This window comes from Chryseobacterium sp. c4a (genome assembly GCF_009900745.1).
GTDB lineage: Bacteria > Bacteroidota > Bacteroidia > Flavobacteriales > Weeksellaceae > Chryseobacterium.
This window is the reverse complement of record NZ_WXVU01000006.1, coordinates 17,448-34,259: the sequence shown is the minus strand read 5'-3', so window position 1 is coordinate 34,259 and position 16,812 is coordinate 17,448. Positions and strand designations below refer to the sequence as shown.

Here is a 16,812-nt window from a genome sequence, read left to right as displayed (position 1 = left end):
TTTATTTTCTTATAAGTTGTAACTGGCCTTCTTTTTTTACAAGATCGAAAGACATGGTTTTTGATGGTTTGAAAATCTTTGTGGGGGTATCACAGAACTCAGACTTCCTAATACTATCGACTTCCATTTGTATTCGGTTCTTTTCTATGAAATAATACCTCCCGTATACTCCTGTAAAACAATCGTTTCCACATTGCCAGGAATCATAACTATTAAAATGCTCTGCATCTGAAAAGTTTACCCCATGAAAATTGAAGATCAATGCAGTATCTCTTGGAGATAGCTCATACTTTTTCCCTCCATCCGGAGTGATAAGTCCGCCCTCATTTACAATCCATTCCGTATTTTTCAGATAATTTTGGAAGTTTGTTTTTTTCCGTGCAGATTCTTGGCAGCTGAATATCATAGTCAACACCGCAAACAGAAAAGGGAAAACAAAAATCTTTTTCATTGTCATCATTTTTCTAGTTACTTATTCAAGGTAATCGAATTTTGTATTTAATTTTTCAAAAGCAATTTCCTGATTAATAATATTTTCAAGTTCATCAAAAGTCAAAAGCCCTACAGCTTCAAATTCGCCACCATTAGGCGTTTTATAGGTGTTTTCAAAAATATCACGTGTATAAAGTTCTTCTAAAATCTCAATGTGTTTCTGGGTTAAGTATTTCCGATGTGTATTTAATTGGTTTTGCAGATGAATCTTGATTTCCTCTTCAGAATCCCCTTCAAACATAGAATATTCATCCATTTCTGTTAAAGATTCTAAAAGTTGTCTGAAGATAAAATCCTGAAGATTTTTAGCTAGAATTTCAGCATCTGAATCATGGCCAAAAAAAGTAATGGGAACTTCACCGTTGCTTTCCATATCCAATTGAAAAACATACAAGTCTCCTGCCCCATTTTTTGCAAAAGGAACCATCCGGTATTTAGGATTAATATCATATACTTCATGGTTAATAATCTCCCTGATTCCGTTCTGATAAACAATTGGATCCCAGATTTCAATATCGTTTCCAAATAAAAGCAAAGGTGGGTTTTCTTTTAAAGCAGGAAAAACACTAGTATACCAGCCATTTCCTTCTATCCCCCAATCGAGCATTTTATCAGCATACAACTCTTTGTAAAGTTCAGGATAGGTGAAATTATATTCTTTTTCTAAGTCTTGTAAAGTAGTCATAAGTATATTTTAAACAGTTTTTCTAAATATTTCGGGGATCTCCCAGGCTATTTTTTCCTTTTTGTAATCAACCTTTCTGTCGGTTTTAGGATTATAACTCAGTACTTCCGGATATTTGTTGTTTACAATATTATTGATAATTCCCTGTAGCATTGTGTTTGTATGGGTATACACCGAACATTCGGTATACAATCTCCAGAATACCAAGACTTCAATCCCCTTATCGCATAGACGGTGTAGTAAGATCTGTGCTGCATATTCCGGTTCTTCTATAAAATAAGCAATATTGAATAGTTCTATAGCAGATTCAGCCCCTCTGATATTCTTTTCCCATTCTCTGTCAAACCATAAGTCTACATCGTCTTCTTCGTAATAAATATATGTTTCTTCGCCGTTTGTTTTTTGAAAAATCCAATCCGGAATCATGAATTCACCTTCATACAGTAATGTTGGATCAAACTGAATATCTGTTTTTTGATAAAAGCCGTTGGAATAATTTTTCAGGAGTGTTTTTAACAGAGTAAACACTCCATTTTGGGATACATCTTTAAGCGTTTGACCTAATTTATATTGCTGAAAATCCTGTGGCTGAGCCATCCAGAATAGTTCTAAGGCAGTAGCTTCACTGCAAACAGGGCTTTCCGCAATCCATTGTAAAACGTTTGTACCATCATCCCAATTGTGATGAGTAGCCAGATAATGTAGTTCTTCCGGGGTTTTTAGTTCTTTAAACTTTGACTTGTTCATTTTCTGAAAGGTTTTCCGGGTTGTATTTTCAATCGGTAATGCTGATTTTTCAAAATCAAAATTCTTTTTTTCAGTCATTATGAGTTACCACTTCATCGCTTCCAAAATCATTTTCCATCCATCCATGAAATCCTATGCACATTCCATCACCATCAATGGTGTTTAGTTCTTCTATTATTTCATCTTCTTTATATAGGACAATATGAGATTCTAAGGCCAGACGATAGTTTTCATTTTCTAACGGATTAAAAATTCCATCCATTTGCATCATCATTCCATAAATCGTATTGTCGATGGTCTTTAAATGAGCTTCACGAAGGGTTTCATCTATTTCTGATGGTATTTTACCAATGGCATATTTTCGGATATTTTCGAAAACAATATATCCTGCTCCATGCTGCATCCACAGCTCACGATCACGTTCATCCGATGGCGGGTTTGCTAATTCTTTTTTCATACTATTAATGGATGGGTATGTTAAGTTAAGTTTAGTATTCTTCAATAAGAGCATTCCACTCTGTTAAAAGGTAATTCTCAAAATTGGGATACAGTGTTGAACTCCTGTTTTGTGAAAGCATCTCATAATTGTATATAATTCCACAGTGGGTATCTAAAACCAGAACATCAGAAGGGAAATTAGAATTGATAACCAAAAAATTATCGGGTAATTGAAATTCCTGACGAGCATAAGCCGTCGCACCATAAAGCGTGTACATATTGTCACTCAGAGGATCTGCCGGTAAAATTCCATTGGTGTGCAGTAGATCAGGAATTCCGCCACCACCAAATACAAGCAGGTAAGTTCTCAAAAAATCATCAAACTTCAGCTGTAAAGTATGCTCTACTTTGCTGATATTCTCTTCAGAATTAGAGCCGTAAAAAACAGGCTCCTCTTTTAGTATTTCTGCTTTTTTAATCAATTTTATAAATTCTTCAAGCATAACCTTTTTTAATTTTTGTTCTGTAGTCTTTATTCTGCCCAGATTAAATAACCCGTTTTTATCTTCAAAAATTTGTGATATTACTTTTTATATTTTTGCAAAGAAATTAAAGGTTTGTTGAGCAATAAGTTTGGGATTGGAGCCTAAATCATCATTAATTCTGTCTTCGTACAATTCAACTCTTATGATTTTAACATCATTTGGTATTTTGTAGGTTTCATCATTGGTATAATTATAGCCCTGGACATTAGCACTTTCTTTACCTGGGATCTTTTTGATCTCTACATAATATTTCAGTGTAATGATGTTCCCATTTTGCGTTCCTTTTTCAAAACGAATTTTTCTTACCTGATGAATGGTGTGGCCACCGGAACTGATATTTCCCTGTATACGAAATTGTAGAATTTCAGCATTTCTGGAAAGCATAAAGACCTTCGGATCAAAGCGCTCCATAACAGCCATACGTGTTGTATATGTATGAGTTTTTCCAGTTGTCGAAACTTCTTTTGTAACCCTTTTAGGTTCTGTATAAATAGCTGTAACTTTCAATTTCTGGGAACTGGTTTTACAGCTAATCAGCGCAAAAAGCGAAGTAAAAATCAAAAAATGTTTCACCCTCTTATTTTTAATACATCTTCGAAATAAAGATAATAAAAGGTTTCGGATACGGATATCCCTGATAACGGTGGTTTTTTATAGGATTTGAGGGATGAAAGAATTTGGATTTAGATTAACTTATCAGCATCATAGAGAAATAAAAAGCACCTAAACTCAGAGCAATCGTTCCTGAAACCAGAAACAAAAAAAAGTAATAGCGTGCATTTTTTTGCTTCTTTTGGATAGAATTAATAATAAAAACAAGGAGCATACAAAAAAATCCTGCTCCGAAAAAAATCATCAGAGCAGCTATCAATAAAGCTCTTTCTAAATGTAGATCCGCGGATGAAAGCATATTTTAAATATTTAATGTTGGGAGTTAGAATGGCAGGAAGCAGGATGTCTGAAGTTGGAAGTTATAGAAATCATAAAATAACGATTCATTTTTTTAAATAAATTATAGTGACTACAACAAACTAATCACACCTGAAAGTAACTTCCAGCTCCATTATATCAATCTTTATACTCTTTACCAGAATAAATGTCAATATAGTAATACACCATTTGTCCTGAAACAGATTTAACACTCACTAAACCATCTGAATTGATGGATTTATAGGCTTTTGATCCTATATTTTTCTTATTCTTATTGTCAAAAAGTATGTATAATCCATCCTGTTCTTTCTGAAGTGCGTAGATCTGCCTTTCTGTATCCAAAACGGAGATATCATAATAATCGGGTTTTATCTCCCAGTGTTTTTCACGACGATTCCACAAACCCATGGTTCTCTGTTGTTTTTCATCTTCAATTCGGATAAGATAGGAATCATTCATTCCTGTATAAAAATTAATCTTTCCAAATTTCCAGTTTTTGTTGATGAACTGATCTGGTAAAATCATTTTTCTATCCGGCCAGACTAAATTCCCGACCTGATCCAGAACATTAAAGTTGTATGTACCGATAGCATCTGTGACATTACCTTCTATATCCATATAAAGCCAATCGTATGCCCAGATATTCTCATCATAATTGAAGACTCCTAACAAAAAATAAGGTGAATTGGTAATAGAATACACTAAGGAAACTTTTTTAATGAAGTCAATCTGTGAAGGTGTTGCTTTTGTGATTCTCTTGGGAAATACCTTTTCATATTGTGGGAAAATATAAGCATCATTGGTTTTGCTATCTATTAAAATTTTAGGTACTTCCGGTGTATATCTTTCTTTATTAACGTCATTCAGTGTAATGGTTTCTTTTCCAAACTGAAGTGAAAGTGTTTCAGAGCCTTTTAATCCGCTGTGAACTGCTTTTTTCTGATTCAATTCATACATTGAAAATTCTGTATTTGAACCTTTGAGCCACCGTTTATTTTCTAACAGCTCTGCAATATTGTTTTCAATTTTATGTAAACGGTTCTTTTTGATTTCATAAAGTTTTTCGTTCCAAAATACATGGTTCTCGTCTACAGAAACAAAATTGAGATAATAATTATCCTCTAAGTACGGAATGTCTACAACAAGTAAGCTTTGTTGGCTCTCTATAATTCCTATTTCTATTTTATGGTAAGTCTGCTCTTTCTTTATATCGCCTCCTAAAATATTCCAATCCCATTTCCAGACCGGCATTTTCTTTTCGTATTCGATGTCTTTTTTATAAAATGTAAGTCCATTGACAACATTTAAACCGATTTGACTGGACGAAAAGCCCAAAACTATTTTTCCACTTTCATCTACTACTGCATACTGATCCTTGTCATTTTCAACAACAGCAAATCCTGTAGGAGTAAATACTGATGCACTTTGGAACTTTTGTTGGCTGATTGGTTTCAGACTTGTTTTATCAACATATACAAAATTATTCTGTTGGGTTAAAAACGGGACACTATTGATCATCTTTGTTTTTGAAAGGACTAGTGGTACATTATCTTTTTTTTCCTGTGTACAAGCTGTAACTGAAACCAACATGAAAAGGATATTGCATACTATTGTTTTCATATTCTAAAATATGTACCAATATTAAAGAGATACCAAAAACAACACAATCCCGATTATCAGCTATATTTTATACATCATAAAATGGATGTTACATTTTTACTTAAAAAACAAATCACCCTCTCTATATTACATTACCATTAATGATTCTTTTGATTTTTTTATATTCTAAACAATATATTATCTTAGATCAAGGTATTGGAAAAGTTTTCCATCTACATTTGTAAATGTTAAAACGAATCAAGCATTTTATTAATCATAAAAATAAGAACCTATGAGCACACTTACATTAAAAGACGGAACAGAAATCTATTACAAAGACTGGGGAAAAGGACAAACCATCTTCTTTCATCATGGATGGCCATTATCCAGTGATGATTGGGATGCGCAAATGTTTTTCTTCTTAGAACAAGGTTACAGAGTCATTGCTCATGACAGAAGAGGTCATGGAAGGTCTGAACAGACTCCTTACGGACATGATATGGATACCTACGCTTCTGATGTACTGGAAATTGTGGAAGCACTAGACTTGAAAGATGTCATTCATGTGGGACATTCTACAGGTGGTGGTGAAGTCATCCGATATGTTGCAAGACATGGAAACGGAAGAGTTGCTAAAGCCGTATTGATAAGTGCGGTAACTCCAATCATGGTTCAGAATGAGAATAATCCTAATGGAGTTCCAATTTCTGTTTTTGATGATATCCGAAACAATACGGCAAATCACAGGCAACAGTTTTTTATTGATATCACTTTTCCATTTTACGGGTATAATAGAGAAGGAGCAAAAGTATCCGAAGGGATTCAAAGAAACTGGTGGCGACAAGGGATGAATGGTTCCATCAAAGCTCACTACGACTGTGTAAAAGCTTTTTCCGAAACAGATTTCACTGAAGATCTTAAAAGTGTAGAGGTACCGGTTTTGGTGATGCATGGAGAGGATGATCAGATCGTACCTTTTGAAACGACAGGAAAAGTAGCGGCTACTCTACTTAAAAACGGGAAATTAATTTCTTATCCCGGTTTTCCTCATGGTATGCCTACCACAGAAGCTGAAACGATTAACAGGGATCTTTTGGAGTTCATTAAATCTTAAAAAATACACTTGTTAAACGGGTTAAAATTCATTAGTGTTATGAATATTAAAAATACTTTGAATATTGTTTATAATAATGAATTAAAATATTGCAATTTGACAGATATTTGTAATTAAATATATCAAAGTGAAAATCACATATCTATTTTATTTAATAATGATCATTATTTCATTTAATTCTTGTGGCAATAAGGATAACTATACGAGAATTGAAATTATGACTCCTTACAATAATCAAATTTTTAATGGAAATACTACTATTGAAATAAATGCGAAGATCTTTGATGATGGAGATTCTATCATGAATGAAGAACTGTTAGTTACCGAGGTCAATTCTAATAACGGTGTTCCTATTTTAGATTTTAAGGACAATAAATTTTGTTTCGATTATAGTCTGATCAAAAATTTTCCTGCAGAAGCAGGCAAAGAATACAAAATTGAAATTAAAGCAAAAGGAGGCCACGGCAATTGGACAAATAAAACAATTATGGTAAAGTGTAATTAAACACCCCATTTTTCACAAACTCAAAGCACCCTTTTAAGAAATAATAGCAAAAAAATCCCTCACCATCAATGAGGGATTTTGTATTTATAAAAAAGTCTATAGAATGAGCAGAACGAGAAGGAAATCTCTTTTTTTATCGAAAGAAATACATTGATATTACATTTACGTCTTACCATTCAACAACAAATCACAGATAGAAAAAGATTATATTAAGATGAATAGACGAATTTCTTTATTGACACATTCACAGCATTAATATAACAGACCTCTCTTTGAAACTTAAAAAATCCTTTCGTATATTACTTTTTTTTCGTAATTTTGCAAACTATTATTCCTAACGTCTTTAGGGGTAGCCAAAACAGATATTGATAACAAAAACAATAAAAAAGCAAAACAATGCCAAAATTAAAAACGAAATCAGGTGCTAAGAAACGTTTTGCTCTTACTGGAACAGGTAAGATCAAAAGAAAAAACGCTTACAAAAGCCACATCTTAACTAAGAAAGAAACTAAGCAGAAGAGAAATCTTACTAGCACTTCTTACGTAGCTAAAGTGGACGAGAAAAGCGTTCAACGTCAATTAGCAATTAAGTAGTTTTTATAAATCTATATTCGGTTTATAAGAATTCAAAAACAAATTCAAAATTTTAACCCTGAAACGGTGCAAATAAGAGTAACATCAGTTGCCGCCCTTTTCAAAAAAACAATTTAAATTATGCCAAGATCAGTAAATGCAGTAGCTTCAAGAGCTCGCAGAAAGAAAATTTTTAAGCAAGCTAAAGGTTTTTTCGGTAGAAGAAAGAACGTTTGGACTGTAGCTAAAAACGCGGTAGAAAAAGCAATGCAATATGCTTACCGTGGTAGAAAAGAGAAGAAAAGAAACTTCAGAGCACTTTGGATCACTCGTATCAACGCGGGAACTAGAGAGCACGGAATGTCTTACTCTCAATTTATGGGAGCTCTTAAAAAGAACAACATTGAGCTTAACAGAAAAGTTTTAGCAGATTTAGCAATGAATCACCCTGAAGCTTTCAAAGCTGTTGTAGATCAAGTAAAATAATGTAGAATACTATTTTTGTTATCAATATAGTCCTGGGCTTTGCCCAGGATTTTTTGTTTTATGTATATCTATAAACTGGGCAGAGTCTTTCCTTTTAAACACTCTTTTTGTAGTAAAAATCTAAATCAACTTCTTTTACATTACGGTCTATTAAACGATAAAGCTGTTTAAAGCAGCCTTATTATTTTTATTTTGGTCATCATACTATAAAAAGAAATCGCTTAGTATAAAAAATCAACAGATATCCAATAATAAATGATTTTAAAACTAATTTCAAGATAAACAATATAATAAGTTATTTTATTATTGAAAAATCAGTTAAATAGGAATTTATAACATCAATTATCAATATTAAATAGTGATTAATTCTTATATTAGCAATTGAAAAATAATTCAATTGGATACATGAAAAAGACCGCTGTTTTTTTATTTACCTCCCTAGCCCTTCAAAACATTGGAGCTCAAAGCCTTATCCCATCTTATAAAACCAGAGCAGATATGGTATCTCAGGCAAATATTACAAACAATCTTACCAGCCTTGAAAGCCTGGGCGTAAAAACAACAGGATCCGTTGCCAATACCAATACTTTTAACTGGCTGAAGAATAAGTATATTTCTTACGGATACACCGCAAATCAGATTGTGGAAGATCCATTCAGCTTTGGAAGTACAAATTCTAAAAATCTTGTTATTACTAAGACCGGAACTGTATATCCTGATAAGTATGTGATTATTTGTGGGCATTATGATACTATAATAGGGCCTGGAGTAAGCGATAATGGCAGTGGAACTTCTATTCTTTTAGAAGCGGCGAGAATATTAAAAGATGTTCCTACTGAATATTCTATCAAGTTTATCCATTTTTCCGGAGAAGAACAGGGACTATATGGAAGTTATCATTACGCAGACAATGTTGCTTATCAAGGAAATACACGTAAATTAGACATAAAGTTGGTTCTTAATATAGACCAGGTAGGTGGACAATTGGGAAATAATAACAATACTATTATATGTGAAAAAGATACTGGTGGACAATCTGGTAATAATGCAGCTTCAGCGGCTGTAACACAAGAATTGGCGGTATGTACCGGGCTTTATTCTCCACTTCAAACTTCAATTTCTAATGCTTATAGTTCAGATTATATGCCTTTTGAAGCTAAGGGGTATACAATTACCGGTTTCTATGAATATGTCAGAAGTGAGAATGAACACAGTTCAAATGACACCTTTGCTAATATAGACCCTGTATATGTCTTCAATGTAGGTAAAGCAGCTGTAGGTGCACTACAACATTTTGCTGTTGCTTCTACTACCAATAACATTTTAAAAACTAATGAAACGCCTATACAAAAGGGTGCAGATACTGTAAATATATATCCTAACCCAGTTAAAAATCAATTAACGGTTGATTTTCCTCAAAAAGACCAGTCTTTCAATATTGAGATTTCCGATATGACCGGGAATATACTATTACGTAGTGAAAACAAAAATAATATTGATACTACGACATTACACAACGGAGTTTATATGGTCACTGTAAAAACGACAAAGAATAATGCTATTACAAGGAAGATCATTATTGAGAAATAACCTGCTTGCATTCTTAGAACTGTATTAGCAAGCTTTATAATAATAACACGATGAAAAAAATTACTTCTTTTTTACTAACTGCTATAGTAACCCATTCTATAGGAGCCCAGAGTTTTATACAAAGTTATAAAAACAGAGCTGATGCCGTTTCTCAAACAGGTATTATTACCAACCTACAGGAATTTTCCAATTGGGGGATAAAGAAAACCGGCACACCGGCTAATGAGAATGCTCTCAATTGGATTAAAAATAAGTACCTCTCTTATGGATATACTGCAAACCAGATTACAGAAAATCCTTTTCCTTACGGTAATGCAACATCCAAAAATTTAATCATTACCAAAACAGGAACGGTTTATCCTAATAAATATGTCATTATCTGTGGGCATTATGACACGATTACGGGCCCGGGAGTAAACGATAATGGCAGTGGTACTTCCATCATTCTGGAAGCAGCTAGAATATTAAAAGATGTTCCTACAGAATACTCTATTAAGTTTATTCATTTCTCCGGAGAAGAACAAGGGCTGATAGGAAGTACTCATTATGTAAATAATGTTGTTTATCAAGGGAATAATCGTATTTTGGATATTAAACTTGTTTTTAATTTGGATCAGGTAGGTGGTGTAAATGGCAATAACAACACTATGGTCTACTGTGATGAAGATCAAGGTGGAGTTCAGAGTAATAACGCAGCTTCTGCAGCTGTTACTCAGGAATTGAGAAATTGTACAGCTTTATATTCTCCATTACAGACCGCTGTAGATCCTGCTGAAAACACAGACTATATTCCTTTTGAGCAAAAAGGTGAGGTCATTACCGGTTTTTTTGAAAGAATAAGAAGCAGCTATCCACATACTGCGAATGATACTTTTGCCAATACAGATCCTGTATATATTTATAATATTGGAAAGGCTACTGTAGGAGCTCTACAACATTTTGCCGTAGCTTCAGAAACTTTAGGAACCAACGAAACCTTTCCACAAAACACTTTAGAATCCATAAAAATATATCCAAATCCTGCCAAAAATTTAATTACCATTGATTTCCCTGATACTAAGGTAAAAAACTATAGTTTTGAAATCACAGATTTCCAGGGACACTCTTTATTGAAAGTGGCTAATGAAAGAAAAGTGAATATTTCAGAACTTGAAAATGGTGCTTATATCGGAATTTTAAAAACAGGAGATCAGACGGTAGCCAGAAAAGTTATTGTTGCTAAATAATTGTATCAACCAAGATAAATATACCATACACCCTTCTACATTATTTTAGAAGGGTTTTTCATTTCCAATATTTTTAGGATTTATGTGAATATCAGAACACTACTCTACTTTTTTACATTTTTAAGTTAAATATTTTATGGATACCATAAAATAATACACACTTTATTGTGATTTATTTACTACATTCGTTATACCAAATAAAAATAATTATATGAAAAAAATCACCACATTTTTATGTGCTTCATTCATCATTCAGAGTATGAGTGCTCAAACATTTATTCAGGCTTATAAGGACAGAGCAGACATGGTAACCCAGACTAACATTACAGCCAATCTTCAGGATTTCGGTAATCTGGGTGTAAAAAAAACAGGTTCTCAGGCTAATGTGAATACTTTAAACTGGATTAAGAATAAGTATCTTTCGTATGGGTATACGGCCAGCCAAATTGAAGAAAACCCTTTCTCTTTTGGCTCAACAAATTCTAAAAATCTTATCATTACCAAGACAGGAACATTGTACCCCAACAAATATGTTATTATCTGTGGACATTTTGATACGATAACCGGCCCAGGAGTAAATGATAATGGCAGTGGTACTTCCATCATTCTTGAAGCGGCCAGAATATTAAAAAATGTTCCAACGGAGTATTCTATTAAGTTTATCCACTTTTCCGGAGAAGAGCAAGGGTTGATAGGAAGTACTCATTATGTAAATAATGTGGTTTATCAGGGAGGTGTTCGCAAACTGGATATCAAATTGGTTTTTAACCTGGATCAGGTTGGTGGTGTAAAAGGAAATAACAATAATACGGTATATTGTGATGAGGATCAAGGTGGAATGGCCAGCAATAATGCAGCTTCTGCTGCTGTAACGCAACAGCTTAGAAATTGTACAGCCCTCTATTCTCCACTACAAACGGCCGTAGATCCTGCTGAATCTACAGACTATATCCCGTTTGAGCAAAAAGGAGAAGTCATCACAGGTTTCTTTGAAAGAATAAGAAGTAGCTATCCACACACCGCCAAGGATACTTTTGCCAATGTAGATCCGGTATATGTATACAATATAGGAAAGGCTACAGTAGGTGCTTTACAGCATTTTGCAAGTGCTTCCACTACGCTGACCGTGAATAAATCCTCTTCTTCCAACAGCCTGGAAAATGTGAAGCTCTACCCTAACCCAGCCAACAATATTTTAAATATTGAATTACCTGATAAAACGGTGAATTTCAGTTTTGAAATTACCAATATATCTGGAAGAACTTTATTGAAAACCAATAACGAAACCAAAATTAATGTTTCTGCATTGGAAAGAGGTGTGTATATAGGTGTTTTAAAAGTGGGTGATCAAACCCTTGTTAAAAATATTATGATTGAAAGGTAAACTTCTAATAAACAAAAAACAGAGTTTATAGCTCTGTTTTTTGTTTATATTTTAATTATTTTCCTTCTATTGCCAGAGTAATTATTTTTTGAATTTCAGAACTCACCTTTTCTATACACTCCTTCAATGAGATTCTGCTCCAGTTTGGGAAGTCCAAATAGTTGTGCAGGAATAGGTGAATTTATTCTAATATTGAAATTCAGAGCTTCATTAAATTTTCCTATTAATAAAGGTTTTAGATACGGAATACCAAATTGTTCAAAATAAGAGACTGCCGATTCCTAATCAAGGTAGTATTTTATAATCTTATCATTAACAATTCCAATGTCAAAAGTACAAAAATGAATATCTAAGGCATAATAAACCCCGGTCTGTATAGCTTGTAAATTTATTTATTTTCTAAGATAAAAAAAACCATTGCAGTCTAGATCAGCAATGGTTTCTTTGTTATTAAAAGCACGAGCATGGTGCTAGCCCTAATGGGGAACTATTTTTTATAACAATACTTTCTTATTGTTTTAGCAAAGTAATATTCCCTATAACTTAATGTTAATGTATCATTAATATCGTAGGCTCTATCAAAATGATTATTACCTTGAATCATGCCACTAACCGGAATTACCTCAAATGTGAATCTTTGCCCAGGTATAATTTTTTTACATTTCAAATTAAGGGTATTGAGTTTAGTAGATTCTATAATATCATTATCTTTTGTTAAAAAAATATAATTTCTACTATTCTCATAAATCTTTACTATTTCAACATTCATGGTTTCAGGATTCTGATCAATATCTAGCACTTTTTTAGAATTACAGTTTGATAGTAATAGTAAGGTTAATTGTATTTGGAATATTCTTTTCATTACTTTACTTTTTTAATCTTTTATCATTTGTCGGAATTCTAAAATGAATTAATTCTTTATATGATTTTGTACCTCTTGTTCCTTTAGGAGTATAAATTTCATAATTCCATTGTACACTCATACCTTGTGTTTGATCAACTATTCTAGGTTTAATTGTCATTTGATCCTGAGGCATTGCATCTTTAACAGTAGAACAACATGCTCTATATACTGGGCTTTGATTCTTTTGAGTATCTATTGAAATATCCATTTTATTGTTCAATGACTCTCTTGCTATTAGTGCATTTTCTGCAACTTCATGAGTCATACCAGTACCTTTTGGAGTACCGGTGAAGTTTTCTGCATTCCCAAGCACAACAGGATTAACATACTGCTTACTTACAACTTTTCCTGTGGCTTTATCATAGGTTGCACCTCCAAAAGATCCTCCAGGAATTATACCTCCATCAGGAGTAATGTTATTGTTTTCTGCATATATTTGAGAATCAACTTTATCATTCTTAATTCCGTCATATATTGCTTTATCTGTAGTTGATAAATTATTATAATCTGCATTATTCAGATCTTCTGTAGTTACATTTCCTGTTTCTTTATCAAACTGCATTGTTAGTTTACTATTCGCTTGTAATTGGTCGAAGCCTTGTTGTGCTAGTTTTCCTAAAATATGAATGTCTTTATTTTCCATTCCATCCGGATCAATAAACCTAATTGGATTATTGTAGGCATAATTATAAGGACTCCATCGTCTGGAAGTTTCCGCCAATGGATCCACCACTCCCCATCTTCCCAAATCCGGCATATACATCCTCGCGCCATAATCATACATACCAGTCTCCTGAAGCTCCTTCCCATTGTACTTATAATTTTTATAAGTACTCTGTCCAAAGAATGCATTTCCTGACTTCAAATGATTCATTCCAAAAGGGTAGTAATCATTGGCATCGGTGATTTCAAGAGTACCTGCGCTGTTTCTTCCAAAACTTATTCTCACGTTGCCAAGATGATCTTTGTATTGATAAATATACTGATCTTTTTTGTAATCATAATACCCTTCTGCTGTGGGGAAAAAAGATAAATCATTATCCTTTAACCTCATTACAATTCCACCTCCTCCAATGGGTGGATGAATACCCGGATCAATAGGTTGAACTGTATCATTAAGAGCATAAGCCTGTATTTCCATGGCTTTAGACATTTCCCGGCTTTTATACAATAACTCAGTCTCTCCGCCATTACCTCTGCTGATTGAAGTACTCAAATACTGGAAGCCATCCAAATAATCTGATATAGCATTCACGGTATAACAATCTATAATACCACATTCCATAGTGGAGTTTACTTTCTGAAGCTTTATACCATTGGCCCCATATAAATAAGTAAGACCCACTCCGGACTGGAGTATACTCATTTTATTGGGGAGATTGAGATGGTTGTAAGCAATGGAACTAATTCCTTTATCCTTCATATTTTCCATATTCCCATTCAGATCATAGGTAATGGTATTGCCCCCGCCTTCATACCCGGAGGGATTATTTCTTGTATCATGAACGTTGGTAAGTTTATTCCCGGAATAAGTATAGTTAAGTTCATCAATAACAGTGGCAGTATTATTATTTTCAACAATACTGGTTCTGTACATTTTCGAGATATTCCCATTCAGGTCATAGTCTATAGATTCCGTATTTTCCTTACTCCAGGCATTGGTAGGGTTCTGGTAATATCCGGCAGTCAATCTATTTAAACCATCATAGGCATAACCGTATCTTTTAGGGGTAGATAAGGGATTGGCTCCAAGAGATTCCACGGCTCTCCAATCTACTTCTGCAATATTTCCATTGTACCTGGCTTTCACATTCTTCCCTGAAAACTGTGTCGGATCCGGATTTGTAAGTCCTTCTACTTGATTGTATTTTATTTTATAGGAAAATAATTTCCCTCCAAGATCCGGAAGTGACATTTCATTTTGATTAATATCTGTCATCCAACCACGAATATTATAAGCATAATCAATACTTTGAAGGTTGTTTCCTACTTTTTTATTTGTCAGCTGGGAAAGTTCATTGTAGGTGTTTTCTGCCAACAAGACTTCCGGCTGATCATCTACTTTATGCCAGTGTTTGGCAAGCCTGTTGCCATTATCATATTCAAATCGTTCATTGATTGTAACCCCAACATCAGTTTGTCTTCTTAAATGCCTGGTTGTAACCTGGGTTGGAACTCCCGCAAAATCCAGCTTGGATTCTGTCTTTGTATATCCGCCCAAATGATTGATCGAATATGTTCCAATGGATCTTCCTTTGGTGTCGTAATAGGTGTAGTTCTTTGTCCAGCCGTCATTTTCGATATTCTTTACCAGACTCATCACAGGAAGCCCTTTGGTGCTTCTGCCTTCTGAAGATAATGTTTCTGTTAAAGTAGCCTCTCCCTGAATAGTTGATGGAAATGGAGGATTAAAATTATAGCTAGGATAAGTATCGTAATAATTAACACTTAAAATGGTTTCGGTATCTACCATGAAATAATTATTGACATAGTAAATTGTCATTCCATTTTTGGTAAATCCCTGGGCACTGCGGGGTTCTATGATCACTAAGTCTTTAATCAAATTCTGAAGAAAAGGTCTTTTTTCTGCAGTAGTGATAATTCCTGTATAAATCACTCTTCCCAAGACATCATACTTTGTCATCAACCACTTATTCTTAGGTGCCATTACGGCATCCTGTGTCAAAATCAGTCTGTCCGCTTTATCATACACCATAGATTCCCAGCCTTTACCGGGAAGTTTCTTTTCTGCCAAACGGTTTCTGCCATCATAGCGGTACTGATAACAGAGATCATTAAGTAATGATTCTGCTGTCCCCTTGTTGACTGCTTTGGGAGGAATGACAAAGGCTAACTGATCATATTCATTATACACATAATAAGTATCTGCATTTTCAGTAGAATTCACTTTTCTTACTAACAAGGTCTGCCCTCTTCCATTCTTAAATTCCACCGTTGGGTTTCCGTCTTCGTCTGTGACCGTATTTTTATATAATGTTCCGGGAGCATAGAAGGTAACAGCAGATAAACTTAACTCACTTTTGGTAGCTCCGTTCTCCCATATCGTCTTGGTGGTATATTGGTATACTTCATTAGCTACATTGGCTTCATAGCCAAATCCTACAGGTTTATTAGCCCAGTCGTTACCTGCCTGAACCTGTTGTAAGATTCTATCCAAGGGAGATTTTTCCAATACTTTCTCAGAATAGATCTTTTCGGATCCATAAGAGTTTGTAACACTAGATAACGGATCAGGAATGATTGCTCCATTCAGCGTTCCTGACTGAGGTATGGGTAAATAGTCTTTGACCTGTCTGCCAAACGGATCGTATTCAATAGGAATAACCACATCTTTTCCTTGGGGAGATGCTTTTACATTCACCACCTGCTTGGGTCTTCCCAGACCATCAAAATACTGAACAGTCTGAGCCTGTTTAGCAGCAGGATCACTCTGGGTTTTCTCTTCCAGATAGGTTCTGGTATAAACATAATTTTCATTCGTGGAGCCCGCTAAACCGCTAGGCAACTGAACCTGAGCTTTAATTACACCCATCAAAAGAAGGGTGCTTATGGGGATTATTATTTTTTTCATTG

16 protein-coding genes are annotated in these 16,812 nt (G+C 34.1%); 7 read left to right on the top strand and 9 right to left on the bottom strand.

Going from position 1 to position 16,812, the window contains the following annotated elements; all coding sequences use genetic code 11:
* Position 1: 1 nt before the first annotated feature.
* The 7 genes from GTR01_RS10030 to GTR01_RS10000 form a co-directional block, all read right to left on the bottom strand.
* On the bottom strand, positions 2-451 hold the full coding sequence (locus GTR01_RS10030; RefSeq protein WP_185155115.1) for a hypothetical protein: 450 nt from the start codon (positions 449-451) through the stop codon (positions 2-4).
* 21 nt (positions 452-472) lie between these two features.
* Positions 473-1,177, bottom strand: coding sequence for an SMI1/KNR4 family protein (locus GTR01_RS10025; RefSeq protein ID WP_160137706.1), 705 nt, complete (start codon positions 1,175-1,177; stop codon positions 473-475).
* A 9-nt stretch (positions 1,178-1,186) separates the two neighbouring features.
* Complete coding sequence (locus tag GTR01_RS10020; protein WP_160137705.1) at positions 1,187-1,924, bottom strand: DUF4274 domain-containing protein; 738 nt, start codon at positions 1,922-1,924, stop codon at positions 1,187-1,189.
* Between the two features lie 70 nt (positions 1,925-1,994).
* On the bottom strand, positions 1,995-2,381 hold the full coding sequence (locus GTR01_RS10015) for a hypothetical protein (protein WP_160137704.1): 387 nt from the start codon (positions 2,379-2,381) through the stop codon (positions 1,995-1,997).
* A 31-nt stretch (positions 2,382-2,412) separates the two neighbouring features.
* Positions 2,413-2,865, bottom strand: coding sequence for an SMI1/KNR4 family protein (locus GTR01_RS10010; protein ID WP_160137703.1), 453 nt, complete (start codon positions 2,863-2,865; stop codon positions 2,413-2,415).
* A gap of 87 nt (positions 2,866-2,952) precedes the next feature.
* Positions 2,953-3,480, bottom strand: coding sequence for a hypothetical protein (locus tag GTR01_RS10005; RefSeq protein ID WP_185155114.1), 528 nt, complete (start codon positions 3,478-3,480; stop codon positions 2,953-2,955).
* 495 nt (positions 3,481-3,975) lie between these two features.
* Positions 3,976-5,457, bottom strand: a complete 1,482-nt coding sequence (locus GTR01_RS10000; RefSeq protein WP_160137702.1) for a hypothetical protein — start codon at positions 5,455-5,457, stop codon at positions 3,976-3,978.
* A gap of 271 nt (positions 5,458-5,728) precedes the next feature.
* On the opposite strand from GTR01_RS10000, the gene GTR01_RS09995 reads away from it, so the two are divergent.
* The 7 genes from GTR01_RS09995 (at position 5,729) to GTR01_RS09965 (ending at position 12,314) form a co-directional block, all read left to right on the top strand.
* Complete coding sequence (locus GTR01_RS09995) at positions 5,729-6,550, top strand: alpha/beta fold hydrolase (RefSeq protein ID WP_160137701.1); 822 nt, start codon at positions 5,729-5,731, stop codon at positions 6,548-6,550.
* Between the two features lie 157 nt (positions 6,551-6,707).
* Positions 6,708-7,055 (top strand): hypothetical protein, encoded by a 348-nt coding sequence (locus GTR01_RS09990; protein WP_160137700.1) that lies wholly within the window; start codon positions 6,708-6,710, stop codon positions 7,053-7,055.
* A 396-nt stretch (positions 7,056-7,451) separates the two neighbouring features.
* Positions 7,452-7,649, top strand: coding sequence for a 50S ribosomal protein L35 (rpmI, locus tag GTR01_RS09985; protein WP_034694453.1), 198 nt, complete (start codon positions 7,452-7,454; stop codon positions 7,647-7,649).
* Between the two features lie 120 nt (positions 7,650-7,769).
* Entirely contained in the window at positions 7,770-8,114 is a 345-nt protein-coding gene (gene rplT / locus GTR01_RS09980; RefSeq protein WP_034694451.1) for a 50S ribosomal protein L20, read from the top strand.
* Between the two features lie 405 nt (positions 8,115-8,519).
* Positions 8,520-9,704, top strand: a complete 1,185-nt coding sequence (locus tag GTR01_RS09975) for a M28 family peptidase (protein ID WP_160137699.1) — start codon at positions 8,520-8,522, stop codon at positions 9,702-9,704.
* Between the two features lie 50 nt (positions 9,705-9,754).
* On the top strand, positions 9,755-10,930 hold the full coding sequence (locus GTR01_RS09970) for a M28 family peptidase (RefSeq protein WP_160137698.1): 1,176 nt from the start codon (positions 9,755-9,757) through the stop codon (positions 10,928-10,930).
* Between the two features lie 211 nt (positions 10,931-11,141).
* On the top strand, positions 11,142-12,314 hold the full coding sequence (locus GTR01_RS09965) for a M28 family peptidase (protein ID WP_160137697.1): 1,173 nt from the start codon (positions 11,142-11,144) through the stop codon (positions 12,312-12,314).
* A gap of 487 nt (positions 12,315-12,801) precedes the next feature.
* On the opposite strand, the gene GTR01_RS09960 is transcribed toward GTR01_RS09965, so the two are convergent.
* On the bottom strand, positions 12,802-13,176 hold the full coding sequence (locus GTR01_RS09960; protein ID WP_160137696.1) for a hypothetical protein: 375 nt from the start codon (positions 13,174-13,176) through the stop codon (positions 12,802-12,804).
* A gap of 4 nt (positions 13,177-13,180) precedes the next feature.
* Positions 13,181-16,810, bottom strand: a complete 3,630-nt coding sequence (locus GTR01_RS09955; RefSeq protein WP_160137695.1) for a DUF6443 domain-containing protein — start codon at positions 16,808-16,810, stop codon at positions 13,181-13,183.
* Between the last annotated feature and the right edge of the window lie 2 nt (positions 16,811-16,812).

Coding starts and splice junctions, on each gene's coding strand:
- GTR01_RS10030 (WP_185155115.1), bottom strand. CDS start 451: ATGAAAAAGATTTTTGTTTTCCCTTTTCTGTTTGCGGTGTTGACTATG.
- GTR01_RS10025 (WP_160137706.1), bottom strand. CDS start 1,177: ATGACTACTTTACAAGACTTAGAAAAAGAATATAATTTCACCTATCCT.
- GTR01_RS10020 (WP_160137705.1), bottom strand. CDS start 1,924: ATGAACAAGTCAAAGTTTAAAGAACTAAAAACCCCGGAAGAACTACAT.
- GTR01_RS10015 (WP_160137704.1), bottom strand. CDS start 2,381: ATGAAAAAAGAATTAGCAAACCCGCCATCGGATGAACGTGATCGTGAG.
- GTR01_RS10010 (WP_160137703.1), bottom strand. CDS start 2,865: ATGCTTGAAGAATTTATAAAATTGATTAAAAAAGCAGAAATACTAAAA.
- GTR01_RS10000 (WP_160137702.1), bottom strand. CDS start 5,457: ATGAAAACAATAGTATGCAATATCCTTTTCATGTTGGTTTCAGTTACA.
- GTR01_RS09995 (WP_160137701.1), top strand. CDS start 5,729: ATGAGCACACTTACATTAAAAGACGGAACAGAAATCTATTACAAAGAC.
- GTR01_RS09990 (WP_160137700.1), top strand. CDS start 6,708: ATGATCATTATTTCATTTAATTCTTGTGGCAATAAGGATAACTATACG.
- rpmI (WP_034694453.1), top strand. CDS start 7,452: ATGCCAAAATTAAAAACGAAATCAGGTGCTAAGAAACGTTTTGCTCTT.
- rplT (WP_034694451.1), top strand. CDS start 7,770: ATGCCAAGATCAGTAAATGCAGTAGCTTCAAGAGCTCGCAGAAAGAAA.
- GTR01_RS09975 (WP_160137699.1), top strand. CDS start 8,520: ATGAAAAAGACCGCTGTTTTTTTATTTACCTCCCTAGCCCTTCAAAAC.
- GTR01_RS09970 (WP_160137698.1), top strand. CDS start 9,755: ATGAAAAAAATTACTTCTTTTTTACTAACTGCTATAGTAACCCATTCT.
- GTR01_RS09965 (WP_160137697.1), top strand. CDS start 11,142: ATGAAAAAAATCACCACATTTTTATGTGCTTCATTCATCATTCAGAGT.
- GTR01_RS09960 (WP_160137696.1), bottom strand. CDS start 13,176: ATGAAAAGAATATTCCAAATACAATTAACCTTACTATTACTATCAAAC.
- GTR01_RS09955 (WP_160137695.1), bottom strand. CDS start 16,810: ATGAAAAAAATAATAATCCCCATAAGCACCCTTCTTTTGATGGGTGTA.